At 64.5% G+C, this 22,860-nt stretch carries 23 protein-coding genes; 8 read left to right on the top strand and 15 right to left on the bottom strand.

The genetic code is table 11. The features are described from left to right. Window positions 1-44: 44 nt before the first annotated feature. The 11 genes from HNE04_RS00605 to HNE04_RS00555 all read right to left on the bottom strand — a co-directional run bounded on the left by HNE04_RS00605 (window position 45) and on the right by HNE04_RS00555 (window position 7,055). Window positions 45-434: a VOC family protein gene (locus HNE04_RS00605; protein ID WP_172215775.1), complete on the bottom strand. Its 390-nt coding sequence runs from the start codon at window positions 432-434 to the stop codon at window positions 45-47. A gap of 9 nt (window positions 435-443) precedes the next feature. Continuing rightward, window positions 444-908 (bottom strand): metallophosphoesterase family protein, encoded by a 465-nt coding sequence (locus HNE04_RS00600; RefSeq protein WP_172215773.1) that lies wholly within the window; start codon window positions 906-908, stop codon window positions 444-446. Window positions 909-920: 12 nt separating this feature from the next. Further along, complete coding sequence (locus HNE04_RS00595) at window positions 921-1,988, bottom strand: YbaY family lipoprotein (protein ID WP_172215771.1); 1,068 nt, start codon at window positions 1,986-1,988, stop codon at window positions 921-923. A gap of 11 nt (window positions 1,989-1,999) precedes the next feature. Then, on the bottom strand, window positions 2,000-2,440 hold the full coding sequence (locus HNE04_RS00590; protein WP_172215769.1) for a two pore domain potassium channel family protein: 441 nt from the start codon (window positions 2,438-2,440) through the stop codon (window positions 2,000-2,002). A 21-nt stretch (window positions 2,441-2,461) separates the two neighbouring features. Next, window positions 2,462-2,731 carry a hypothetical protein gene (locus HNE04_RS00585; RefSeq protein WP_172215767.1) on the bottom strand — a complete coding sequence of 90 codons (270 nt, stop codon included), beginning with the start codon at window positions 2,729-2,731 and terminating at the stop codon, window positions 2,462-2,464. 18 nt (window positions 2,732-2,749) lie between these two features. After that, a complete protein-coding gene (locus HNE04_RS00580) occupies window positions 2,750-4,147 on the bottom strand; it encodes a sulfite oxidase (protein WP_172215765.1) in 1,398 nt (465 codons plus the stop codon). Between the two features lie 70 nt (window positions 4,148-4,217). Then, window positions 4,218-4,673: a nucleoside deaminase gene (locus tag HNE04_RS00575; RefSeq protein ID WP_172216733.1), complete on the bottom strand. Its 456-nt coding sequence runs from the start codon at window positions 4,671-4,673 to the stop codon at window positions 4,218-4,220. A gap of 23 nt (window positions 4,674-4,696) precedes the next feature. Further along, window positions 4,697-5,188, bottom strand: a complete 492-nt coding sequence (locus tag HNE04_RS00570; RefSeq protein ID WP_172215763.1) for a GFA family protein — start codon at window positions 5,186-5,188, stop codon at window positions 4,697-4,699. A gap of 2 nt (window positions 5,189-5,190) precedes the next feature. Next, on the bottom strand, window positions 5,191-5,661 hold the full coding sequence (locus HNE04_RS00565) for an ASCH domain-containing protein (protein ID WP_172215761.1): 471 nt from the start codon (window positions 5,659-5,661) through the stop codon (window positions 5,191-5,193). A 12-nt stretch (window positions 5,662-5,673) separates the two neighbouring features. Then, window positions 5,674-6,081: a VOC family protein gene (locus tag HNE04_RS00560; protein WP_172215759.1), complete on the bottom strand. Its 408-nt coding sequence runs from the start codon at window positions 6,079-6,081 to the stop codon at window positions 5,674-5,676. Next, a complete protein-coding gene (locus HNE04_RS00555; RefSeq protein WP_172215757.1) occupies window positions 6,081-7,055 on the bottom strand; it encodes a tripartite tricarboxylate transporter substrate-binding protein in 975 nt (324 codons plus the stop codon). The genes HNE04_RS00560 and HNE04_RS00555 overlap by 1 nt, the downstream gene beginning before the upstream one ends. A gap of 83 nt (window positions 7,056-7,138) precedes the next feature. Here HNE04_RS00555 and HNE04_RS00550 point away from each other — a divergent pair, with 83 nt between their 5' ends. The 6 genes from HNE04_RS00550 to HNE04_RS00525 all read left to right on the top strand — a co-directional run bounded on the left by HNE04_RS00550 (window position 7,139) and on the right by HNE04_RS00525 (window position 13,550). Next, entirely contained in the window at window positions 7,139-7,993 is an 855-nt protein-coding gene (locus tag HNE04_RS00550; protein WP_172215755.1) for a CoA transferase, read from the top strand. A gap of 156 nt (window positions 7,994-8,149) precedes the next feature. Further along, window positions 8,150-8,782, top strand: a complete 633-nt coding sequence (locus tag HNE04_RS00545) for a response regulator (protein WP_172216731.1) — start codon at window positions 8,150-8,152, stop codon at window positions 8,780-8,782. 66 nt (window positions 8,783-8,848) lie between these two features. Beyond that, on the top strand, window positions 8,849-9,820 hold the full coding sequence (gene ku, locus HNE04_RS00540) for a non-homologous end joining protein Ku (RefSeq protein ID WP_172215753.1): 972 nt from the start codon (window positions 8,849-8,851) through the stop codon (window positions 9,818-9,820). Window positions 9,821-9,891: 71 nt separating this feature from the next. After that, window positions 9,892-10,173 carry a BON domain-containing protein gene (locus tag HNE04_RS00535; RefSeq protein WP_172215751.1) on the top strand — a complete coding sequence of 94 codons (282 nt, stop codon included), beginning with the start codon at window positions 9,892-9,894 and terminating at the stop codon, window positions 10,171-10,173. 40 nt (window positions 10,174-10,213) lie between these two features. Next, window positions 10,214-11,275 (top strand): uroporphyrinogen decarboxylase/cobalamine-independent methonine synthase family protein, encoded by a 1,062-nt coding sequence (locus HNE04_RS00530; RefSeq protein WP_172215749.1) that lies wholly within the window; start codon window positions 10,214-10,216, stop codon window positions 11,273-11,275. Window position 11,276: 1 nt separating this feature from the next. Continuing rightward, a complete protein-coding gene (locus HNE04_RS00525; RefSeq protein ID WP_172215747.1) occupies window positions 11,277-13,550 on the top strand; it encodes a hybrid sensor histidine kinase/response regulator in 2,274 nt (757 codons plus the stop codon). A 302-nt stretch (window positions 13,551-13,852) separates the two neighbouring features. Here HNE04_RS00525 and HNE04_RS00520 read toward each other — a convergent pair whose 3' ends face one another. From HNE04_RS00520 to HNE04_RS00505, 4 genes are all read right to left on the bottom strand, one after another. Beyond that, entirely contained in the window at window positions 13,853-14,239 is a 387-nt protein-coding gene (locus HNE04_RS00520) for a phasin family protein (RefSeq protein WP_172215745.1), read from the bottom strand. Window positions 14,240-14,439: 200 nt separating this feature from the next. Then, on the bottom strand, window positions 14,440-14,727 hold the full coding sequence (locus HNE04_RS00515) for a hypothetical protein (protein ID WP_172215743.1): 288 nt from the start codon (window positions 14,725-14,727) through the stop codon (window positions 14,440-14,442). Between the two features lie 157 nt (window positions 14,728-14,884). Beyond that, the gene (locus tag HNE04_RS00510; protein WP_172215575.1) at window positions 14,885-15,079 is read right to left on the bottom strand and encodes a KGG domain-containing protein; all 195 of its coding nucleotides are present in this window, start codon (window positions 15,077-15,079) and stop codon (window positions 14,885-14,887) included. 134 nt (window positions 15,080-15,213) lie between these two features. Then, window positions 15,214-17,490: a DUF3482 domain-containing protein gene (locus HNE04_RS00505; RefSeq protein ID WP_172215741.1), complete on the bottom strand. Its 2,277-nt coding sequence runs from the start codon at window positions 17,488-17,490 to the stop codon at window positions 15,214-15,216. A gap of 117 nt (window positions 17,491-17,607) precedes the next feature. Between HNE04_RS00505 and HNE04_RS00500 the strand changes: the two genes are divergently transcribed. Together HNE04_RS00500 and HNE04_RS00495 are read left to right on the top strand one after the other, a co-directional pair. Continuing rightward, window positions 17,608-20,445, top strand: a complete 2,838-nt coding sequence (locus tag HNE04_RS00500; protein WP_172215739.1) for a response regulator — start codon at window positions 17,608-17,610, stop codon at window positions 20,443-20,445. An 82-nt stretch (window positions 20,446-20,527) separates the two neighbouring features. Continuing rightward, the gene (locus HNE04_RS00495; protein WP_172215737.1) at window positions 20,528-22,858 is read left to right on the top strand and encodes a hybrid sensor histidine kinase/response regulator; all 2,331 of its coding nucleotides are present in this window, start codon (window positions 20,528-20,530) and stop codon (window positions 22,856-22,858) included. Window positions 22,859-22,860: the final 2 nt, after the last annotated feature.

Genomic DNA, 22,860 nt, shown 5'->3' with positions numbered 1-22,860 from the left:
GACTGCTCTTAGACTGATCTGGCTCGCCTTTGGTTCGAGAAGTTTTAAGTTGGCTGCCGCGCATAGCTCACGGTCAACATCTCCCACTGGTGTCCCTCGGGCTCGTTCCAGTAAATCCCGCGGCCGCCGAACTGGGTATCGACTTTCATGTCGACAGGGCCGCGCACCGTGCTTCGGTACTTGATGCCCGCGGCCTTGATGCGCGCGAGGATGGCGTCGAACTCCTGCTCGTCGACGCGAAAGCAGAAGTGCTCGACCGGGAAATCCTCGTCGGTGTCGATGAAGTCCAGCGTCAACCCATCGTTGAGGTACACGGCAGTGAACGGCCCCGCCGCAGCCTCCCCCCACGGGACGCCCAGGAGCTCGGCCAGAAGCTTTGCCGAAGCGGCCTTGTCGCGGGACGAGACGATGAAGTGATCAAGCTGTATGGTCATCCAAATCTCCTACTCCAACTCCATCACACTTGCGGACACCGACATGCCCCGGATTGTGATCTCACCGACGCTGATAGGCAGCCGAAACCGGCGAGGGCCAGCACTTCCCGGGTTGACGTAAAGAACCCTGCCCTTCTCCTCGATCAGCGGTTTGTGCGAATGGCCAGATACTACGGCCCGAACGCCCGCGGCCTCCAGGTCGATGTCCAGTTCGGCGAGATCGTGAATCACATAAATGAAGATCTCGCCCACCTGAACAAGCTCGGTTTCCCGAAGCTCCTGAGCCCACGCGCCCTTGTCGTTGTTTCCGCGCACGGCAATGACAGGCGCGATAGAAGAAAGCTCCGCGAGCACACCCGCGTCGCATATGTCGCCGCCATGAATGATGATGTCGCTCCCCTGCAGAAACACCTTCGCATGCGGCCGAACCAGGCCATGCGTGTCTGAAATTAGGCCAACGCGAAAGGGCGGCATGCAGTCTTGTGTTTAGCGCAACGCCACGGCCTCGAAGCGCGCTATCGCCGTGCCGGCCGCGTCCAGCATGTCGAGGTGGCTGCCGCTGATGCGATAGCGCTGCGCCTTCTCCATCGACTTCAGGAAGCGCTGCTCCTGCTCCATGCCGGCCAGGCAGGCCATCCTGGTGCTGGCCACGCCACGGAAGCGCAGCTTGTCACCGTCAAGCTCGAAGCTGCCCCGCAGGCCGTTGCAGCCGCCGCTGCCGGAAATGCGCAGATCCAAGTTGGCCAGGATCAGGTGCGGTTCAGGTTGTTTCTCGGCCACCCGCACGGGCGTTTCGCCCAAGCGCACCAGCTTCCAGTAAGTGCCGCGCAACGGGCTCTCAACCTGCGGATTGCCGCAACTCTCACGCGGCCAGACGTTGATGAAGCGTTCCACCACGAGGCTGAGCCGTGGCGGTTGATTGGGCTCCATGGACGCGCGCGGAGCAATCTCCCCTTCGAGGCTGACGAGCAGTTCCTGGCCCGGCTGGGTGCGCTCCTTCAAGTACGCGGCCTCAAGGGCCTTGTAGTCCAGCTCCATCGCTACCGGCAGCCGCTGGGCGTCCGCGCACAGAGAGATCGTCGCGGCATCGGCCATGTAGGCAAACATTCCAGTCAGCGCCGGGCGAGCCTCGCTGAGTGCGGGCTGGGATGGACGGCGTCCTGTGGATACCAGCCGCAGCGTGAGCGGCGCGTTGGCAGCACCCTGGAGTACAGGATAGGCCCGGTCGGTCGTGAAAAGTACCTGCCCTTGGTGCCGGACCGTGGCGCGCACCACATAGCGCCGTCCCGGGCGCACGGCCGCGTCGTCGTATGCGATCTGGAAACGGAATGGCAGTTGCCCCGCAGGATCGATTTCCGTCCGGCCGAGTAATTCCGCCGGCGCGTCGGCTTTCGAGACGTCCTGCAGCACGGCTTCGAAGACAGCGTCGGGCGGCAAGGCGACGCGCTCGCGATAGGCAGCCGTACCTTCCAGCGTGCCGGCCCACGCAGCCGCGCAGCCTGCCCACGCAAACGAGGCCAGCAGCAAGCATGGTCGAACTCGAAAGAACTTCAAAGCGTCAGACATCATTTTCGTCCGGATCCGCCGGCGCTCCAGAACCGTTCCATCGAGATGTAGGCGAACGATGCGGACCAGCCAATCAATAGCAAACCATTCAATGCTTCGGCCCCGGCAAGCAAGCGCACGGGACCCACTGGCGTAATGTCTCCGAATCCCAGCGATGTGTAGGTTTCGGCAGACAGGTAGAGACAGTTGGCGAGCGAGAATCCGGCGGGGCCGCCGATGCTTCCAACCCCCGTGTATTCGACCAAGGCAAAGAACGCCAGCCCATAGACTCCAATCTCGATCGCATGGGCAAGAAAGGTCGAGAAGATAACGACCAGCAGCTTGGCGCGATCGGGAATGGAGAGCGAAGGCAGGCCGGCGTTCAAGGCGCGGAGAACCTCATAGTGAATCACCGTCGTCAACGCGATGAGCATGACGCAGGCGACGGCGACTGTGAGCATTGGTGGGTGCTTGGGATTTGATCAGCGCATGAGCAGGCTGTGAAGCTCCTGCACCGTGCGCTTGGGATGAATTCCGGGTGGCAGGTTGGGGGCAACGTTTTTCGCGAAGTACTGATTCGCCTCCGCCTTCGACTCCCACATCTCAATGACCCGCCACCCCCCTTCAACGGGATATGCGGTGTGAAGAATGAAGCCAGGGGCTTGCTTGAGACTGTCCGCGAGAACGGAGAACATGCCGTCGTAGCCCTGCTGGGTTTGCCCTTGCACTTCCGCCGTGACTAGCACTGCCATGATCGTTCTCCTTGGTCTTCATATGATCCGAACCGGCACCTCTTGTATGGCGTTGTTGCCATAGCCCAATCGGTTCCACTCGGCTTGCTCGGGCTGAGTGCGACCGGCAAGGTCGGTGGCCCGGGCGCGCAGGGTGACAACACCCGGCTGCGGAACCCGGATGATCAGTTCCCACCATTGCCAGCTATGGCGCTTGCGCTCGCCGACGAGATGGGCCGCCTGCCAGCTTCCGCCGCCCACGCTGATCTCCACGCGCGCAATCGAAGCCGCCCCAGACCAGGCCACGCCGCGGATCGCCAGTTCACCACGAGGGGCCTGCTGCTCAAGCGCGGGCTCGGTGATCAAAGCCCGCACCTGCTGCAGCATGACTGGCTCGCGGACGATCTGGCCATCGCGCTCCGATTCATACCAGTATTTGTCGGCCTGGTAGTGCCCGGTGAAGGGCCGGTCGATGAGCTGGATTTCGGTCAGCCATTTGACCGACGCCACGGCGTACCAACCGGGAACGACGAGGCGCACGGGGTAGCCATGCTGGATGGGCAGTGGCTCGCCGTTCATCGCATAGGCGAGAAGCAGGTCGGCTTCACGGGCCTGATCCAGCGGCAGGCTGCGCTCGAAGCGGATGGGGCCTGGGCGGCCCTCCACGGTCCCGCCGTCCGCGCCCCGGAACAGGACCTCGAGCGCGCCCGGCCGCACACCCGCCCGATCCAGCACTTCCCTCAACGGCACGCCGGTCCACTCCGCTGTACTGACGGCGCCCAGGTTCCATTTTTCCCCCTCGATGGGTGGCTGAAACAGCGTGCGGCCGTTGCCGGCGCATTCAAGGGTCACGATCCGCGATTGCGACGGCATCGTGTGGAGATCGCGCAAGCTCAGGCTCAGCGGCCGTTCGACGAGCCCGGCTACCTTCAACTCGAAGGTAGCCGGATCGAGATTGGGAATCTGGAAATGATTTCGAACGTAGAAGTGGGCGTTTGGCATGACCACGCCGCCCAGCAGCGCCGGGATGGAAGTCTCGCAGTTGAGCGGATGCGCGCGATGGACCACCAGCCCTGCTTCAATCGCCTGCTGGCAGGCCTCGTCCGGATGCAGCGCCGGCACCGAGTCGCTTACCGGCATCGCAGCGCCGCAACCGCCACTGGCGACCACGCGGGCACAGGTCGAGGCGGGGTAGATGTCCAGGCTGCCGGCCATCTGAAACGGCTGCATGAACTCGCGCAGGCACCCCTCGTCTTCAGCTTCCACAATGAAGTACAAGGTGTGCTCGCCCTGCACGACCGCCTCGCCCTTGATCTCCACCCCGTGCTGCCTGACATTGGGACGGCTCAGGTGATTCAGGAGCATGGCCCCCATATAGGGATCCTGAGCGGGGCAGCGCTCGGCCGCATGTTGATGCCGCACAACGAACAACGCCATGGTCGCCTCCGTCGAAAGAGGAAGTCCATGGCTATTATCTCTCTGGGGATTGCTGTCGGGCACCGTGGGGCTAGGGCCTTGGTTGACCCGAGTCGTTCAGTTCCGCGCCGTGGATCATTCGTGCAACTCGTGCTTCGGCGGCAGCGGCCTCGCACTGGCGACATGGCCGAGAGGTCGAGTACAGGACGCTGCCTGCAAGATCCGTGCGGCCCAACCGTCTTTGTGCATCGCGAATTGCCTCTCTTTCGGCGTGGGCCGTTGGATCGCCTCGTTGGACCACTCGGCTCGGGCCTTCGCCAATGATGGCTCCATTTGCCACCAACACGGCGCCATACGGCTGGTCGCCCCACGATTCGGCGAGACGTTTCATGGACGCAGCGGCTTCAAACCAACGTGGCTCTGGCTTGGGTAATGGGTCCGAGCGTTCCGAGGGCGAGGCAAGGCGCCCGGTAATCAAAAGCGCCGTACCGGCCACCACTCGCGCCAAAACACTGCGACGAGCGCGACTGGGAGTCGAGGGGCACATTGACGCTTTCTTTCCATCGGTGCTCAAGGCTGTGACCTGGCCACCAACGCCGCGCGGCGTTCAAGACTTTCCTTGGGCCAGAACTCTGACGCCCTGTAGTACTGGGGGACTGCCGGTGCGCCCGGTGGAAGGATGACCCATGGCTGCTTGGATTCGGTGTAGATGTGGATGTCCGGCGGCAGTCGATCGGGCTCGTCGAGCGTTCCGACCCGCATGAAGCGAACAGCATCGCCGGCGCCGGCGTAGTTGCTCCAGACGGCAATGCGACACCTGGGGCAGCGAGAGATCTTCTGTCCCTTGCCGCTGTTGGATGGCGTATTGATGACTTCAACCTCTCCGGCAAGAAGCTGAACGCGATCAGCCTCGATGAGCGCGTTCAGGGCAAACGAAGCGCCTGTTTCGCGCTGGCACCAGCGGCAGTGGCAGCAGTGGACGAACAGCGGCCTCGAAGACATACGATAGCGCACGAAGCCACAAGTGCAGCCACCCTCGTAGGAAGAATTTTCGGAGTTCATGATCAGGCTCCACGGTAGACGACCTCGAACTGCTCGCAAAAGACTGGCATTCTCAGGTCAGGCACTCTTCCGATGCGCTTGCATTCTCTTCCAAAATACGCCCAGTGGGCTTCGCGCCAATAGCGCAACGAGCCATCGCCTTCGCCCTCGGCCGCGGCAAACTCCTCACCGACCTCCTCGAAGGGAACGGTCGCCACAGCCTTGGTTTCGATGACACAGAGCGGCTCACCTTGCCAGTTGGTCACGACGCTAAGGTCACCGCGCTTCGGAGGTCGCTTGTTGTCCGCTTCGAAGGACCACACCAACCCGGCAGTGGCGCGCTTTGTTCCGGCAAGAACGAGCTGTGCCAGCGCATTTGCACTTGGTTCGTTATCGTCGAAGTGGAAGGCCTCATAGAAACGGGCCAGAACGTCACCTCCAACGGTGGCATGAAACTCGTTCCAGAAGGGCTGGATGAGGCGGGGGATGCTCACGAGGGCCTCGGTCTAGGTATTGGGCGGACCCTTGAGCTCAACGACATTGTTCTCGGGATCAGTGACATAGATGGAGGGACCTTCACCCTCCGCCCCGTACCGCTGCTCCACGGGGCCGGCCGCATAGCCATGCTTTGCCAGCTGGTTGCGGATTTCCGACTCATCGAACGGCTCGACCCGGAGACAGAAGTGATCCATGTTCCTGCCTTCCGCCCCAGGTGCCGCACCACCGGCGCGACCCAGTTTTCCATCGACGGGCACAAGGTCGATCAGGGAGTCCCCAGCGCGCAGCTGCACCAAGCCAAGCGAGTCTTGGCGGCGCTCGATGCTGCACCCGAGCGTGTCGCAGTAGAAGTGAAGCATCTTGTCCAGGTCGGCAACGCGAAGGACGAGATGGTCAATATTGCGAATGTGGATCATTAGTCTGCGAAGGTACCGCTGGCGCGGATGATAGGGCCCCACTTGTCGATCTCGGCCTTCAACCAGATTTGCAGGCCTTCGGGGCTGAGCTTGCTGTCGGGCACGATCTCGGCGCCCAGGTCGGCCATGCCCTTCACCACGTCGGGATCTTTCAACGCGGCGCGAACGGCGGCGTTCATCCGCTCGATGATGGACTTGGGCGTTCCTTTGGGCGCGTAGATGCCGTGCCAGACCACCACCTCGAAGTCCTTCAAGCCCTGCTCTTGGAGCGTGGGCGCATCGGGCAAGGCCTTGATGCGGGACTTGGTGGTCACGCCATAGAGCTTGACGGTGCCGGCATTGATCTGCGGAATGGCCTGCGTGCTCTGGTCGCACAGGATGTCGACCTGGCCGCCCAGCAAGGCGTTCATGGCCGGCGCAGTGCCCTGGAACGGCACCGCCGTCAGCTTAACGTCCAATGCGCGCTCCAACAGCAGGCCGCACAGCTGCGAGACCGAGCCCAGTCCGGCATTGGCCAGGTTGATCCTTTCCTTGTTGGCCTTCAAATAGGCGATCATTTCCTGCAGGTTGCCGGCCGGGAAGTCCTTGCGGGCCAGCAGCGTCATGGGTACGTCCACCGCCTGGCTGACGAACTCGAAATCGGTCAGCGGGTTGTACGGCAGCTTGCGGTACAGCGCCGGGGCGGTTGCCATGCCATTGTGGTGGATGAAGAAGGTGTAGCCGTCGGGCGCTGCCTTGGCCACATAGGCCGCTGCCACAGTGCCGCCCGCACCCAGCTTGTTTTCGACCAGCACCGTCTGGCCGAGCGTCTTGCTCACGGAGTCCGCCAGCGTGCGCGCGACCACGTCGCTAGGTACGCCTGCGGCGAACGGCACGACCAGGTCGACGGGCCTGGCGGGCCAGGCTTGCTGGGCCCAAACGCCCCCGGCGCACAAGGCAAGCAACAACAACACGACGAAACGAAGCGGATTCATGCAGCCTTCAACGTGGGTCAGATCGCTTCTCCGCAATGGATGGGCTCTCTGATAGTCTTGCACAGAATCACCTGGTAAGCACAATGGCCCGCCCTATCCGCGTCCTCAAAGGTACTCGCGTTCTCAGCCTCGCGCTCAACCTGCCCGGCCCGGCCGCATTGATGCGCTGCCGCCAGATGGGCGCCACCTGCGTCAAGCTCGAGCCACCGTCGGGCGACCCGATGGGCCACTACAACAAGGCGGCCTATGCGCAGCTGCACGAAGGAGTGAAGGTGCTGGCGGCCGACCTCAAGACCGAAGCCGGCCAGAAGATCCTGCACCGCGAACTGGCCAAGACCAACGTGCTGCTCACGTCGTTTCGGCCGTCGGCGCTGGAGAAACTGGGACTCGGGTGGAGTAAGCTGCATCGCCTCTACCCTGCCCTGTCGCAGGTGGCCATCGTGGGCGCGCCGGGGCCACGAGCCGAGGAGCCCGGCCACGATCTCACCTACCTGGCCGATAACGGCCTGGTGCCCGGCCTGGAACTTCCTGCCACGCTGTACGCCGACATGAGCGGCTCGCTGATGGTCAGCGAGGCCGTGCTGCAGGCGGTATCGCAGGAGCGCGGCGTTTTCATTGAAGTGGCGCTGTCGGATGCGGCGGCCTATCTGGCGCTGCCGCGCCAATGGGGATTGACGCAGCCCACTGGCTCGGTGGGCGGTGCCCATGCGGGCTATCGCATCTATCCCTGCAAGGACGGCAGGGTCGCGGTTGCCGCGCTCGAGCCGCACTTTGCCGCTGCCTTGTGCACGGCCGCCGGTGTGGCGGCCGCGGATATGCGCGCGATGCTGGCCCCGGCAACGCACCAGGCCATTGCTGCCTTTCTGCTCGGGCAAACACGCCTCGAGCTGGACAGGCTGGCCGTAAAAAAAGACATTCCGCTGCACACGATGGCCTAACCGTCGGGCTGAACTCCGGCGTTGTTGCGCTGCTCCAAGCTGTAGGACAAAGCCGGAAGTTAGCGTCGAACCCTGCCGCCGTAACCCGCAGCGGCCGTTTGCGGCGCACACTTCGGGCTGCTGAGGCACTGTTACATACCAAACATGAATGATTCCATCGTCAAAGTAGCCATCGTCGACGACCACGCCATCGTCCGCGCGGGGCTCAAACAATTCCTATCCGAAATGGTGGACCTTCGGGTCGTTGGCGAGGCGTCCAGCGGGCGCGAAGCCATCGACCTGGTGCGAACCACCGAAATGGACGTGATCATCATGGACCTGTCCATGCCCGGGCAGAGCGGCATCGACGCGCTGGCCATGATCCGCGCCAAGGCGCCCGACGTCGGCATCCTCATCCTGTCGGGCTATCCTGAAGAGCAGTACGCCGTGAACCTGATCCGGCAGGGCGCCAGCGGCTACCTCAACAAGGAATGCGAGCCGATGGAGATCGTCAACGCCATCCGCACGATCGCGCTGGGCCGGCGCTATATCTCCCCTTCGGTGGCGGAGCTCATTGCCCAACAGCTCAATCGCAAGGAAGGCAGCGCCGCGCACGACCTGCTGTCCGAGCGCGAGTTCCAGGTTTTCCTCAAGCTGGCCAAGGGCGAAACCGCCGGTGACATCGCGAGCGCCCTGTCGCTGAGCGTCAAGACCGTCAGCACCTACCGCACCCGCCTGATGGAAAAAATGGGCCTCACGTCCAACAGCGACCTGACTTACTACGCGCTCAAGAACAAGCTGATCGACTAATCCGTCGCACACATCCTTTCTGCGATGTCCTACAGCGCCCGCGGCCCAAGCGGCTAGGGTGAGAAGATGCCAGCACCCTCCAGCACCCGTACGCTTTGGAAAGGCGCGATCAGCTTCGGCCTGGTCCATATTCCCATCACCCTGCATTCGGCGACTGCCGAGAACAGGATGAAGTTCAATCTGCTCGACAAGCGCACCATGAACCCGGTGGGCAACAAGCAGGTGAACAAGGCCACCGGCGAGGCCATGACCAAGGAAGAAGTCGTCAAGGGCTTCGAGTACGAGAAAGACCAGTACGTCGTGCTCACGCCCGAGGAGATCAAGGCGGCGTTGCCCAAGTCGACCCAGACCATCGAGATCGAGGCCTTCATCGACGGCGGCCAGATCCCGACGGCCTACTACAACAAGCCCTATTACGTGGCTCCGGCGAGCAAGGGCCAGAAACCCTACAAGCTGCTGCAGGAAACCATGCGCCGCACCGGCAAGGTCGGCATCGCCCGCGTCGTCATCTCCACCCGCCAGCACCTGGCGGCGCTGATGCCCTCCGAAGAGGGGCTGGTGCTGGAGTTGTTGCGGTGGGAGGACGAAGTCCGCGACACCGCCGGCCTGCCACTGCCCGACTCGGACACCAAGGTGACCGAGAAAGAACTGAAGATGGCCGAGCAGCTGGTCAACGAGCTGGAAGACAAGTGGAAGCCCGAGGCCTTCCACGACGAGTTCCGCGAGAAGCTGGAGCAGGTGGTGGAGCAAAAGGTGAAGGCCGGCGAGGGCGAGCACATCATGAAGCCGCTGGAAGGCGAGGAGGTCAAGACCAGCGCCGACATCATCGACCTGACCGAACTCCTCAAACGCAGCCTGCGCAAGGGCGGGGGCAAGGCGGCCGAGGAAGCTGCCGAAGAAGCGCCCAAGACCACATCGCGCCGCAAGGCCGCCAACGACGAAGATGCGCCGGCTCGCGCGCGCAAGGCCGCTGCGACCAAGAGCAGTGCCCGCGCCACGGCCAGCGTCAAGCCCAAGCCGCGCAAGAAGGCAGCCTAGAAGGAGTATCAATGAGGTCTCTATGGAATGTGGCGGCGGCTTTTGCCGCTGGTGCGGCGGCAATGTATTGCGTGGACGCCGCGATCTCGCGCAATCGCGCGGGGGCCGCCGATCGCCCTACCGACGCCCAATTGCGTGAGCAGATCAAGGCGCGGCTACCCGAGTTGGTCAGCCAGCCGGAAGCGATCGACATCGAAGTGGAATCCGGCGTGGTGCGGGTTTCCGGGCGCGTACCGGCTGACGAGCGCAGCGTTCTGTTGATGCAGCTGACCGATATGCCTGGCGTGCGGATGGTGCGCAATTCCATTTCGGCCTTCGACGTCGGCGGCCAGCCCAGCAATTTGCAGGTTTAGTCCTACAAAATCGCCCCACCTTGGCGACTACCATCGCCCGATGACCCTTCCCACCGAGCCGATCGGCAGCATTCCGCGGCCGCTTGGCCTCCTGTCCGCCATCCAGCGCGTCGGCAACGACGACCATCCCGACCTCTCCGCCCTTTATGAAGAAGCCGTGCGCGACACCGTCGCGCACTTCGAAGCCACAGGCTCGCCCGTGGTCACCGACGGAGAGCAGCGCAAGTATCACAACTTCTGGACCTATTGCGTTCACGGCCTGCGCAATACGGCCCCCGACGGCTTTGCCATTCCGTTCGCCGCCGGCCATACGCGCCGCATGCCGCGCCTGACGCAAGGACCCTTTCGCTACAAGCGCTACGCCGACAGCTTCATGGACGTCGCCATGAAGTACACCAGCCTTCCGGTCAAGCAGGCTGTCATTTCGCCCTCGGCACTGAGCCTGATGTATCCCGCGGACGGCATGCCCGATTATTCGCGTGAGGAATTCATCGACGACCTGCTGCGCGAGCACGAAACCGAAGTAAGGCGCTGCCTGCAAAAAGGTGCGCACAAGGTGCAGATCGACTTCACCGAAGGCCGCCTGGCCATGAAGATCGATCCGACCGGTATGTTGCTTGGCAGCTTCATCGACCTGAACAACCTCGCCCTGTCCCGCTTCTCTGAGGCCGATCGAAAGCGCATCGGCATCCACACCTGCCCCGGCGGCGACCGCGATTCCACGCACAGCGCCGACGTGGACTACGAAGAATTGCTGCCCAGCCTGTTCGAGCTGAAAGCCGGCAACTTCTACGTGGCCTTGGCCGGCGAGCGCGATCGCATCAAGGTCCTCAAGATCATCCGGAAGTACATGAAACCCGACCAGCGCATCTTCGTGGGCGTGGTGGCGCCGATCGACCCGCGCGTGGAAAGAGCAGAGGAAGTCCGCGACCGCATCCTGGAGGCGGCGGAGTTCATTCCGCCTGCGCAACTGGGCACGACCGACGACTGCGGTTTCTCGCCGTTTTGCGACGACACTTCCACCAGCCGCGAAACGGCATTCGCCAAGATCCGGGCACGGGTGGTTGGCACTGCACTCGCCTCGGCGGTACTTGGGGTCTAGTATGGCCACCGCCGATGAAGACGAGCTGCTGAAGGCAGTCGCGCTACGCAATGCTTCCAGCATCCTGAAGGCGCGCCAGCGGGCCGAGAACGAACTGCTTCAAGCTCGCGACGCACTGGAGCGCAAGACCGAGGAATTGGCGCTTTCGCTGGCCATGATGAAGGCCACGCTGGATTCCGCCACCGACGGCATCCTGGTCACCGACGAGCACTATCGGGTCACCGGCTACAACGAGAAGTTCGTGCAGATGTGGCAGCTGCCGCGCAGCACCATGGAAGACCGGGACCATCGCCATCTGCTGGAAGCGATGGCCGCCTGGTTTGAGCGGCCTGAGGAATTCAAGGCTCTCGTCCACGCCATCTACCGCGCCGCCCCGCCCACGAGCTTCGATGTCCTCACTCCAACCGACGGCCGCGTGCTCGAGCGCCAGTCGCGGCCGCAGGTCGTCGATGGCCGCATCGTCGGGCGAGTCTGGAGCTACCGCGATATCACTTTGCAGCGCAAGGCAGAGGAAGCCCTGCGCGATGAAACCCGGGTGCTCGAGCTGCTCAACCGCACCGGCCGCAACCTGGCCTCCAAGCTCGACCTGCGTTCGCTGGTCCAGGCCGTGACCGACGCCGGGACGCAAATCAGCGGGGCGAAATTCGGCGCGTTCTTCTACAACGTGGTCGACAGCAAAGGCGAATCATTGCTGCTGTACACCTTGTCCGGCGCGCCACCCGAAGTCTTCGAACAGTTCGGCCAGCCGCGCGCGACCGAGGTGTTCGGCCCCACCTTCCGCGGCGGCCCACCGATCCGCAGCGACGACATCCAGAAGGACCCGCGCTACGGCCAATGGGCGCCGCATCACGGCATGCCGGCTGGCCACTTGCGGGTGCGCAGCTATTTGGCGGTGCCGGTCGTTTCGCGTTCCGGCGAAGTGATTGGTGGCCTGTTCTTCGGCCACCCCGAACCAGGCGTGTTCACGGATCGCAGCGAAAGAATCGTCGTGGGCGTGGCGGCGCAGGCCGCGGTCGCCATCGACAACGCCCGCCTGTATGAGGCGGCGCAGCAGTCGGCCGAGGAGCGCAAAATCCTGCTCGAGAGCGAACGCTCGGCGCGCAACCTTGCCGAGCGCATGAGCGCCCTGAAGGACAATTTCCTGGCCACGCTCTCGCACGAACTGCGCACGCCCTTGAGCGCGATCATGGGCTGGGTCCACATCCTGCGCCGCGGGCTTGGCGCGCCGCAGGATCTGCAAAAAGGCCTGGACACGATAGAGCGCAATGCCCGGCTGCAGGTGCAGCTGATCGACGACCTGCTCGACATGAACCGCATCGCCTCCGGCAAGGTCCGGCTGGACGTGCAACCGGTGGAGCCCATCATGTTCATCGAGGCCGCCCTGGAAACCGTGCGGCCCGCCGCCGAAGCCAAGGGCGTGCGCCTCGAGCGCATGCTGGAGCCTTCGGTGGCCGCGATCCCGGGCGACCCCGGCCGCCTGCAGCAGGTGATGGGCAACCTGCTGTCCAACGCCATCAAGTTCACGCCCACGGGTGGGACCGTGCGGGTGACGCTGGCGCAAGAGGAAGCGAAGGTCAAGATCACGGTGACCGACAGCGGCATCGGCATCAAGCCGGACTTCGTCGATCATGTGTTCGAACGGTTCCGGCAGGCCGATGCTTCCACCACACGCCGCTATGGCGGCCTGGGGCTGGGCCTGTCCATCGTCAAGAGCCTGGTCGAACTGCACGGAGGCAGCGTCGGCGTCAGCAGCCCGGGCGAAGGGCTGGGCACCAGCTTCAGCCTGTCGCTGCCCGCGCCCTTCGCCCAGGACCACGCCGAGCGCCGGCCCGAGGAGCATGACTCGATCCGCCTCACGGCGGCCTATGACGCGATCGACCTCTCGGGCTTGACCATCCTGGTGGTGGACGACGACGACGACGGCCGCGAACTGGCGCGGCGCGTGCTGGGCGAATGCGAGGCAAAGGTGCTGACTGCCGGCAATGCGGCAGAGGCACTATCGCTGATCGAGTCGCACAGGCCCGACGTGCTGGTGAGCGACATCGGCATGCCGGACGTGGACGGATTCTCGCTGCTGCGAACCATCCGCAACCTCGGCGAGGCGCGGGGCGGCGGGCTGCCCGCGGTGGCGCTTACCGCCTTCGCCCGCCCGGAAGATCGCACCCAGGCCCTACGTGCCGGTTTCGCCGCGCACCTGACAAAGCCCGTGGAGCCGCCTGAATTGCTGGCGACGGTGGCCAATGTAGCCGGGCGAACCGCCCTCACCCTCATCTAGCAATCGGTCCGGATCCACGATCCGCGGACTTTCGGGGCCCGCGGGTCACCTCGCCCATCACGACATGGAAAAGATCGTTGGCGATTTCCCGGCGGCGCGCGGCTTCCTTGAGCTGCTCCTGCGTCGGTGGCGATCCCTTGTTGCTGAAGTAGCAAACGAATGCGTCCGAAACAGCCCTCTCCGCAGCGAATGCGGCCTTCGCAGCGATTCGCCATTCGCTTAGAAGCTGTTCCTCTGGAGTCATGCCAAGCTGCCTGGGAGGACCATACTATGCCGCTGAGTCGTGTGGGCGCAATCAAAACTCAGTGGCGGGCCGCGCTCTCCGCGGAGCCATCCAGCGATGCCGCAAATGCTTGCTGCAGCGCTTCCAAAGAAGGCTCGGCGCCCGTGTCCAGCGCCCGCCCGGCGCTGCCGACCAGATCGACCTGGGTCTTCAATGCCGCGCTGGCCAGCTGCTGCCAGTAGTGCACGGCCTCCTGTACGTTGAAGCGCAGCAGGTCGGCCTGTATGGCCATTATTTCGCCCAAGTCGCACGGGCCGCGCAGTTTTTCGGCGGCTTCCTCATGGTGGACTGAAGCCCGATGTGCCGCCTGCAGCTGGATTTTTCGCAAGGTCTCCGAGCCGCGGTACACGGCTGTGGCCGAGCGAGTCACGAGCTCGAGCTGCTTGCGCGGGAGGTCGGTAAGCATGTTGAGGGGGGTCCAGGCTGCGGCTTGCGAGTCGTCGCCTGAAGTGGAGCGGGAATTCCTTGAGCTCATGTGCATATCCTCTCTGGTTTGGAGCGGGCACCTTATCAGCGCGGCTCCGGAAATCCTGGTCAGCAATGCAACCGTCGAGGGGCTTACTTTCTGCAACCGCACCGGCTGTAGGACAGGTTGAGGGCGCGGTGCTAGCCCGCGCGCTTGCTGCCTCCGAGGATAGGAGGCAGTCGTACGGCCTGGGGCCATCCCCTTCCGAAGAGCGGTGGCCGCTGAGTGGGCTTGGTGACGACTGCAATGGTCGTCCTGGCCTTCGCTGCGGCCTTGTCCGCCTCGTCCACCGCCCTGCGCCAGCACTGCCAGCGCTCCTGGTCGAAGGCCAACGAACCGGGCAGTTTGCCTCGCACCGCTTCCCACGCCGCCCTTTCGCGGGCGAGGGCCGTTGCGTAATCTTCCAGCTGGGTCAGTCCTGTGTCCATTACAACCCCCTAAGTTGCTTACGGGGAGTTGCAATACGCGTGCCTGAGCCGTTGTAGGTCTAAAAGCTGCGGTTATCCGATCTGACGCTGAAACAGGCGCTTTTCCTACGCGACCGCTTGTAAAAAGTGCCGCAACAAATGTTGCTGCGGTGCGAGATTACTGGCTGGCCGTATCAGGGCGCTGGTGGCGCTTTTTGCCTGCAGCGCGAGCCTCTTCGGTGCTGAACTGGTGGGCACGTCCGGCGGCGTGCGCGGCACGGCCACCCATTCCTGCGATTTCCTTCTTCTTTTCCGGCGACATGGCTGCGAAGCCGCGCAGGCGGCGCTGCTCAGTGGGATTGCTGTCTTGCATTGCTGTTCTCCGGTGGGTGTAACGAAGTGGCAATATTTGTACAAGCTCAGCGGCTTTCATGTAGGACGCAATCTCGCACCGTTGTCCAAAAGCGCTGATCTCGCCGTCCGCCGAGGGATCAGCCAAAAACCCCGTCACGCCGCCGTGTATAACGACCCCAGCACCTTGCGGGCAATTGTTTCCAGCTCGTGAGCCAGGGCCATCGCCAGTCTTCCCGAATCGGGTTGCGTCCGCGCGGCCGTCCAGAAGGGCGGCAGGAAAGTCTCGCGGGCCTCCACTGCGGCCACAACATCGCTTTTCCAGAATTGCTGCAATTCGCCTTCGGCGCCGGCGGGTCCGCGGCCGTAATGCGCCACCGCCAGGTAGCGCAGCAACGCCGCCTCCACCATCGCTTGCATCATCTCGTCGCTGAGCTGAATCACCGTTGCGCCGCCCGGGGTCGCGCGGTTCTTCCATGCTGCTGCGATGAAAGCAGCGCTGCCGCCCACCAGCGCACCCAGCGCGGTTGCGGCTCCCAGGGTCAGGCCACCCACCAGCAGGTCCACCGACGCACCCATGGCGGCACCGGTGGCGGCGCCCGCCATTCCCGCTTGCGGCGTGTCGATCGCCTGTTGCACGACGAATTTCTCCCGCATGCGCTCGTGCAGGATCTCCGCCGTACTGTCGTCCAGGCCATGCAATTTGCGCAGTCGGGAAAACATCTCGGACGCCGAGGCATCCAGCCGCTTGACGACGGCGTCCATCGCCGCCTGCCGGGCTTGCGACTGGGCCTGCCGCTCGGTGGGGATCAAGCTCTTTACCGTGAGCGCGTTGCTGCGTACCTCTTCCACCTGGCGCGCGGCATACAGCAAATGCTCCGCCAGTACGGCCATGGCGCGGGCGAAGCGCGCCTGGTTGCGCGCCTCCCAGGCGGTCACGATCCTCGCGAACCCCGCTGCCTTGGCCTGCGGCAGCAACCGCCCTATGGCGTCCAGCAGCGTTCTTTCCTGGACCCAGCACCGGGCGAAGGCATCGAAAGGGAGCTGCCCCGGATCGGGCGGCCCAGGCCGATTCCAGAGCGCCAGCACCGGCTTGCCCAGCCATTGCAGCAGGGGCTGCGCGGCAGCGGGGTCGCCCGCTGCGCCGGATACGTGAAGCACGACGTCGCAGTCTTCACGTGCGGCGCCAAGCGTTTCGCCCACTGGATTCACGCTTGCCTTGCCTCGCGACACCAGGCCGAGCAGCCGCCCCATCCAGCCGGCCTCGGCGGACGATGCTGGGGAAGATGGAGCCGGCGCCGGCGCGCCCGAAAGGTCAATCAGGCGCAGGACATCATCGTGGCCCGACCTGATCAGTGTGCGCCCGGTATCGGGTTCCTGCGACAGCACCCGAAGCAAGGCGCTGCGATCCTCTTCGCGATGCGTGATGAGGCCGAGGTGGACACGAGCGGAACTCAGCAGCGAGACCAGCCGCTGGAAATACGGGTCGCCCAGATCGACCCGCACTTTGCGCGCAAGCATCCGTTCGCGCGCGTACGCGGCGGCTGCGAGCACCACTCTAGGCACTACCACCAGCACCAATAGCAGGGCAACATACATGTACACCCATCGCGCGCCTGCCACGCCCCCACCCTGCGTGAACTGCAGGCTCGCCACTTCCTGCACCGTGAATGGCTGGAACGGAAAAACGAGGAGAGCGGGAAGCCGCAAGAAACTGAGGATGGCGTGCACCTGTCCGGCGTTGAGAAAGGTGCTCTCCCATCCCACCCGATACTCCACCACCAGGCCCCGCGTCAGCAGCGAGAGGGCCACGCCCACCGCCCAGGCCGCCGCGGCCAGATGCAGCACCCGCTTGCACCGCTGTATATGCAGGGCCTCAGTTGCCTGATACCAACGCAGGTGGAACAGCGCCGTGACTTGCGATTGCAGGTTGCCAGGACGCCGCTTGAGAGCGCGCGGGCCGTCGGTCCAACGACCCAGTCCCGCCAGTAGCGGCCGCTGCCGTCCACGGCGCGCCAGCATCCAGCCACCGATGAGAACGAGGTACATCGCGAGGTTCCAGGCGACGATTCCCAGAAGCGGCAGCGATACAAGATCGACCCGGTGCGGGTTGGCGATGACGTCCGTGAGTACGCCCAGCACGAGCGCGGCCATCGGTATGCCGACCGTCAGCCATCCCCTGAGCGATCCTGGTTCCTGCATGGCGGCCAACGTCGGGTTGCGCCGTTGCACCGTTGCGAGGACGCGCTGGGCGCGCACGTCGACGAAGTGCTCGGGCGCGACGGCTTGGCGCTCCTCGCCGGCTACGCCGGCATCGTGCCGCGCCTGGCGATCGATCTGGTCGCGCTCGACCTCGCTGAGCAGCCCTCCTTGCGTGTCCGCGGTTTCTATGGCTTGGGCCAGGAGGACTCGCCTCGCGATCAACTCATCCATTCTCATGCGTGCGGGGCTTCTTCATTTCCCATTATGTTGGCGCCGCCTTCTTCGAGGGGGCTCATGTTGCGTGTTTTTCCGACGTTGAGTTCGACGTTTTTGGAGTAGCTTTGGTGAGTGAATACCCGCCCCCCGGCCCCGATTCTGCTTGTCGATGACGAGCCTGCCAATTTGTTGGCTCTCGAGGCGGTGCTGCAGGAGCTGGGTGAGCCGCTGGTGCCCGTGTCCTCCGGTGAAGCCGCGCTCAGGCAGCTGCGCGATGCGGATTTCGCCGCGATATTGCTGGACGTGCGCATGCCGGGCATGGACGGCTTCGAAACCGCGCGCCTGATCCGCGCGCAGAGGCGTTCGCGCGCCACGCCCATCATTTTCATCACGGCCGATCCGTCCGACGTTTCCATCGAAGAGGCTTATGCCATGGGCGCGGTCGACTTCCTGGGCAAGCCGCTGATGCCCGCGGTGCTCAAAGCCAAGGTCGCCTTCTTCGTCGAACTGCATCGCAGCAAGCAGGAACTCCAGGCAGCCGAGCAGCAGGCAGTGCAGGATCGAGTCTTCCTGTCCGCGGTGCTCGAAGCGGTCGAAGACGGAATCGTGGCCTGCGGCCCCGATGGCAAACTGACCCTGTTCAACCGGGCGACACGCGAATTTCACGGCCTCGCCTTCCGCTCGCTGGATGCCGAGCAGTGGGCCGGCGAGTACGACCTCTACGCCGCCGACGGCAAGACCCCGCTGGCCAAGGAGGAAACACCGCTGTTTCGCGCCCTTTCGGGAGAGCAGGTCCACAACACCGAACTGGTCATCGCTCCCAAAGGCCGCAAGCCTCGGAGTGTGGTCGCCAGCGGCCAGCCCCTTTATGACGAAACCGGCCACAAGCTCGGCGCCGTGGTGTCGATGCATGACATCACTTCACGCCAGGAGGCGCAGTCGGCACGCGAGGCGGCCGCCACCGAGCAGGTGCGGCGTGAGGAGGCCGAAGCGGCCGCAGCCCTGATCCGCGAAAGCGAGGAGCGGCTGCGCGCCAGCGAAGAGCGTGTGCGGCTGGCGACGGATGCCGCGGGGCTGGGCATCTGGGTCTGGGACGCCACCAACAACAGCATCAGCTGGGAGAACGAACGCGTTCATCAGTTGTTCGGGATGACGCCTGCCAACGAGCCTGCCACGGCGGAGCAGTTCGTCACGGGGTTCGTGCATCCTGACGACAGCGAATCGTTCGAGCAGGCCATGATGTTCACCGCCACGCTGGGCATGCGCCTGCAGTTCGAGGGCCGCTTCGTCAATCGTGAAGACGGCGAGGTGCGATGGATGGAACTCACGGGCATCCTGCGGCCCGGCGCGGACGGCTCGCCGCGGCGCATCCTCGGCACGGCCGCGGACATCACCGATCGCAAGCGCGCCGAGGAAGAACTCCGCGCCAGCGAAGAGCGCTATCGCACGCTGTTCGACTCCATGGACGAGGGCTTCTGCGTGATCGAGCTGATGTCCGACGAGTCCGGCCGGGTCGTCGATTTCCGGTTCCTGGAGATGAACCCGGCTTTCGCCAAGCACACCGGCCTGGTCGGGGCGGCAGGCAAGAGCGTCAAAGAGCTCGTGCCCAACCACGAACAGCATTGGTTCGACACGTATTCGCGGGTTGCCGCCACCGGGGATGCGGTGCGCTTCGAAGAGTACGGCAGCGCCTTGGGACGCTGGTTCGACGTCTATGCGACTCGCCTGGGCGGGCCCGGCAGCGACAAGGTGGCGATCCTGTTCAACGACATCAGCGAACGAAAGCGCACCGAGGAGAACCTGCGGCAACTGGCGACCGAGCTGGCCGAGATCGACCGGCGCAAGACGGAATTCCTGGCGACCCTCGCCCACGAGCTGCGCAACCCGCTGGCGCCTCTGACCAATGGCTTGCAGCTGCTGCGGAGGGCGATGAACAACCCCCCGGCGCAGGAACGCGCCCGCGAGATGATGGAGCGCCAGCTCAAGCACCTGGTGCGGCTGGTGGACGACTTGCTCGACATCGCACGGATCTCGAGCGGCAAGGTCGAGCTCAAGAAAGAGCGGGTCACTCTCAAGAACGTGCTGAGCAGCGCGGTGGAGACCAGCATGCCACTGATTACGTCGGCAGGCCATACGCTGGAGGTGCACGTCCCGGAAAGCACCCTGCAGATCGTTGCCGACGCCACCCGCCTGGCGCAGGTGGTGAGCAACCTCTTGAACAATGCCGCCAAGTACACGCCACACGGCGGGCATATCGAGCTGACGGTGCGCAGGGAAGCCAGCCGGGTAGCCATAGCCGTGTCCGACACCGGCGTGGGCATCGCTACCGAATCACTGCCCGAGGTGTTCGAGATGTTCACGCAGGTCGGGCGCAACCGGGATCGCTCACAGGGCGGCCTGGGCATCGGTCTGGCGCTGGTGCGCCGCCTGGTGGAACTGCACGGCGGTACGGTGACGGTGGAGAGTGCGGGCAACGGCGGCGGCAGTACCTTCACCGTCCGGCTGCCACTGGCCGAAGCGCCCAAGGAGCGCGAGCTTCCGATCCTTCCGGAAGGCGCAGCCGAAGGCGCGCCATCCCGCCGGGTGCTGGTGGTGGACGACAACGCGGATGCGGCCGAGAGCCTGGCGGCGCTGCTGGAATTGAGCGGCCACAGCACACGCGTGGCCAATGACGGGGACGAGGCGGTGCGAATGGCCCACGAATTCCATCCCGACATCGTCTTCCTGGACATCGGCATGCCAGGCAAGGACGGCTACGAGGTTGCCAGGGAGTTGCGCGCGTCGCCGCACACCCGCGAGGCGGTGCTGGTGGCCCTGACCGGCTGGGGCGCGAAGGACGACCGGGCTCGCTCGCGCAAAGCCGGGTTCGACCATCACCTGACCAAGCCCGCCGGGCTCGAAGCGGTGGATGAACTCTTGGCCCACATCACCGACCCGCGTATGTCACAGGACCCGGTGCACTCGGCCTGAAAAAGAGGCCGCCAGCCCGCGCAGTGCCATGCAAGCGACTCCGTTACGGCTTTCTCCGCCCCGGGCCTTTGCGATAGCCGTTGTGCTGCTGCTGCTTGCCGTGTTCCTGCAGTGGTCGCTACGGCCCCTTCTGGGCACCCGGACGCCCTTCCCCTTTTTCCTTGCCGCGATTGGGATCGCCGCAATGTGGTTGGGATGGCGGCCCGCGCTGATCGTTCTGGTGGGCGGCCTGATCAATTCCATGTTCTGGCTCGATCCCGCCGGCTTCGGCGTAGCGAACGTCGGCGACAGGGTTTCGATCGCGCTCTACGTGGCGGCCGCGGTCGTGCTCCTGGTGGTGGGTGACAAGCTGCATCGGTCGCGTTTCCGCGAGCAGGACCTCAACTCGCAGGTGCAGGACCTTCAGGCCCTGCAAGAGCTCGGCAACCGCATCGCCTTGCTGCCCGACCTGAGGGGCCAGCTCACTGCCATCTTGCGATCGCTGTGCGAACTGCAGAGTGCCAGGCACGGACTGGTTTCGCTCTGCGACACCAATTCGGCAACGCTCACGGCCGCTGCAACACTGGGCTTCAGCCCGGAAGCCGAGATCGCGCTGAGTGCCCTGCCGGTCGGGCAAGGGGCCTGCGGCGTCGCCTTTCTCGAGCAGCGCGTGGTCGTGGTGGAGGACATCGAGCAGGACCCCAACTTCGCCGAGTTTCGCGAGCTAGGCCGCCAGGAAGGTTTCCGGTGCATCCACAGCAGGCCCATGTTCAACCGGGCCGGTGAAGCGTTCGGCGTGGTTTCGATCTATTTCCCGGAGCCCAAGGAACGCACGCCGCGCGATGACCAGCTGGGCGACCTCTGCTCGCAGATGGCGTCCGTTCTGATCGAACATGAAGCGCTGCGCCAGAACGCCCTGGCCTTGTCGCGGCAAGTCGAGGTGGCGCTGGAAAGTTCCGCCGTTGCGTTCTGCCTGTTCAAACCGCTGCGCGATGCGGACGGGACCGTTGTCGACCTGCGCTGGGACTACATGAACAGTGCGGCTGCGCACCTGCTGGGCCACGAGGTGCCCGAACTGGTCGGCCACGCCGTTCGTGATGTCCTGCCGGGCGCCTGGGATGAGCCGGGTGTGCTATCCCAATACGTGATGGCGCTCGAAAAGGACGCAACGGTCGAGTTCGAATTCCGTTCCACCCATCCGTCCGAGGGTTGGTTCCACGTCATCGCATCGCCCTGCGAAGGCGGCTTGGCGGTCTGGTTCACCGACGTGACCGAGCGAAAGTTCCACGAACAGACCCTGCGCGAAGCCGACCAGCGAAAGGACGAGTTCCTGGCCACGCTGGCGCATGAGCTGCGCAATCCATTGGCTCCGATCCGGCAGGCCGCGATGATCGCCCGATCGCCGGAGGCGAAGCCGGAGCAGCAGCGCTGGAGCCTGGAAGTGATCGAGCGCCAGGTCGGCAACATGGCGGTGCTGCTGGACGACCTGCTGGACGTGTCGCGCATCACCCGCGGCAAGCTCGAGTTGCGAAGGATGGTCAGCGACCTGCGCCAGGCCGCCGACTCGGCGCTGGAAGCGGCCCGGCCGGTTATCGAAGCGCGCAAGCAGCAGCTGATCATCGAGTGGCCGGACGCCCCGTTGTGGGCCATGGTGGATTCCATACGCATTGCCCAGGTGATTTCCAACCTGCTCACCAACGCGTCCAAATACACGCACCCTCGAGGCACCGTTCGCCTCACGGCCCGGCGTGAAGGCAATGACGCCGTCATCGAGGTCAGCGACAACGGGATCGGCATCCCGCGCGACTCGCTCGAGCGCGTATTCGAGATGTTCACCCAGGTGCGCAACCCGCATTCGGGTGGCGCTACGGGGCTTGGCATCGGCTTGGCGCTGTCGCGCGGGCTGGCGCAGATGCATGGTGCGACGCTGACCGCCCAAAGCGAGGGCGTGGGCCGCGGCAGCACCTTCACCTTGCGGCTGGACCTTTGCGAAGCCCCCGCCCACGCCGTTTCGGCCAAGCCCACGGTGAACGGGGCCGGCCGCTCACGCCGCGTACTGGTGGCCGATGACAACCGGGACGCCGCCGAGAGCCTGGCGGAAGTGCTGCGGCTGGAGGGCCACGATGTGTCGCTCGCCTTCGATGGCGAGGCGGCGCTGCAGCAGTTCAACGAGCAAGCACCCGAGGTCGCCCTGCTCGACATCGGCATGCCCCGCATGAGCGGCAACGAGGTCGCCAGTGCCATCCGCTCCTCGCCGGGCGGGGAGTCCACCCTGCTCGTCGCGATCACCGGCTGGGGACAGGAGCGGGACCGGGCCGCGGCGAAGAAGGCAGGCTTCGATTTTCACTTCACCAAACCCGTGAATCCCGACCACGTGTTACGGCTGATCGAGGACCCCGAGGCTGCGCGCCTGATCGAAGACGCACACGGCTAGAG

This window comes from Caenimonas soli (assembly GCF_013155545.1).
Lineage (GTDB): Bacteria > Pseudomonadota > Gammaproteobacteria > Burkholderiales > Burkholderiaceae_C > Ramlibacter > Ramlibacter soli.
The sequence above is the reverse complement of the archived record's forward strand: the minus strand, read 5'-3'. Positions and strand labels throughout refer to the sequence as shown.

Excerpts from the sequence above, each read along its gene's own strand:
- HNE04_RS00580 (WP_172215765.1), bottom strand. The coding sequence starts at position 4,147 with ATGGCGTTGTTCGTTGTGCGGCATCAACATGCGGCCGAGCGCTGCCCC.
- HNE04_RS00590 (WP_172215769.1), bottom strand. The coding sequence starts at position 2,440 with ATGCTCACAGTCGCCGTCGCCTGCGTCATGCTCATCGCGTTGACGACG.
- HNE04_RS00505 (WP_172215741.1), bottom strand. The coding sequence starts at position 17,490 with ATGGATGAGTTGATCGCGAGGCGAGTCCTCCTGGCCCAAGCCATAGAA.
- HNE04_RS00605 (WP_172215775.1), bottom strand. The coding sequence starts at position 434 with ATGACCATACAGCTTGATCACTTCATCGTCTCGTCCCGCGACAAGGCC.
- HNE04_RS00515 (WP_172215743.1), bottom strand. The coding sequence starts at position 14,727 with ATGGACACAGGACTGACCCAGCTGGAAGATTACGCAACGGCCCTCGCC.
- HNE04_RS00520 (WP_172215745.1), bottom strand. The coding sequence starts at position 14,239 with ATGCTTACCGACCTCCCGCGCAAGCAGCTCGAGCTCGTGACTCGCTCG.
- HNE04_RS00525 (WP_172215747.1), top strand. The coding sequence starts at position 11,277 with ATGGCCACCGCCGATGAAGACGAGCTGCTGAAGGCAGTCGCGCTACGC.
- HNE04_RS00570 (WP_172215763.1), bottom strand. The coding sequence starts at position 5,188 with ATGAACTCCGAAAATTCTTCCTACGAGGGTGGCTGCACTTGTGGCTTC.
- HNE04_RS00600 (WP_172215773.1), bottom strand. The coding sequence starts at position 908 with ATGCCGCCCTTTCGCGTTGGCCTAATTTCAGACACGCATGGCCTGGTT.
- ku (WP_172215753.1), top strand. The coding sequence starts at position 8,849 with ATGCCAGCACCCTCCAGCACCCGTACGCTTTGGAAAGGCGCGATCAGC.
- HNE04_RS00550 (WP_172215755.1), top strand. The coding sequence starts at position 7,139 with ATGGCCCGCCCTATCCGCGTCCTCAAAGGTACTCGCGTTCTCAGCCTC.
- HNE04_RS00575 (WP_172216733.1), bottom strand. The coding sequence starts at position 4,673 with ATGTGCCCCTCGACTCCCAGTCGCGCTCGTCGCAGTGTTTTGGCGCGA.
- HNE04_RS00585 (WP_172215767.1), bottom strand. The coding sequence starts at position 2,731 with ATGGCAGTGCTAGTCACGGCGGAAGTGCAAGGGCAAACCCAGCAGGGC.
- HNE04_RS00560 (WP_172215759.1), bottom strand. The coding sequence starts at position 6,081 with ATGATCCACATTCGCAATATTGACCATCTCGTCCTTCGCGTTGCCGAC.
- HNE04_RS00555 (WP_172215757.1), bottom strand. The coding sequence starts at position 7,055 with ATGAATCCGCTTCGTTTCGTCGTGTTGTTGTTGCTTGCCTTGTGCGCC.
- HNE04_RS00510 (WP_172215575.1), bottom strand. The coding sequence starts at position 15,079 with ATGCAAGACAGCAATCCCACTGAGCAGCGCCGCCTGCGCGGCTTCGCA.
- HNE04_RS00530 (WP_172215749.1), top strand. The coding sequence starts at position 10,214 with ATGACCCTTCCCACCGAGCCGATCGGCAGCATTCCGCGGCCGCTTGGC.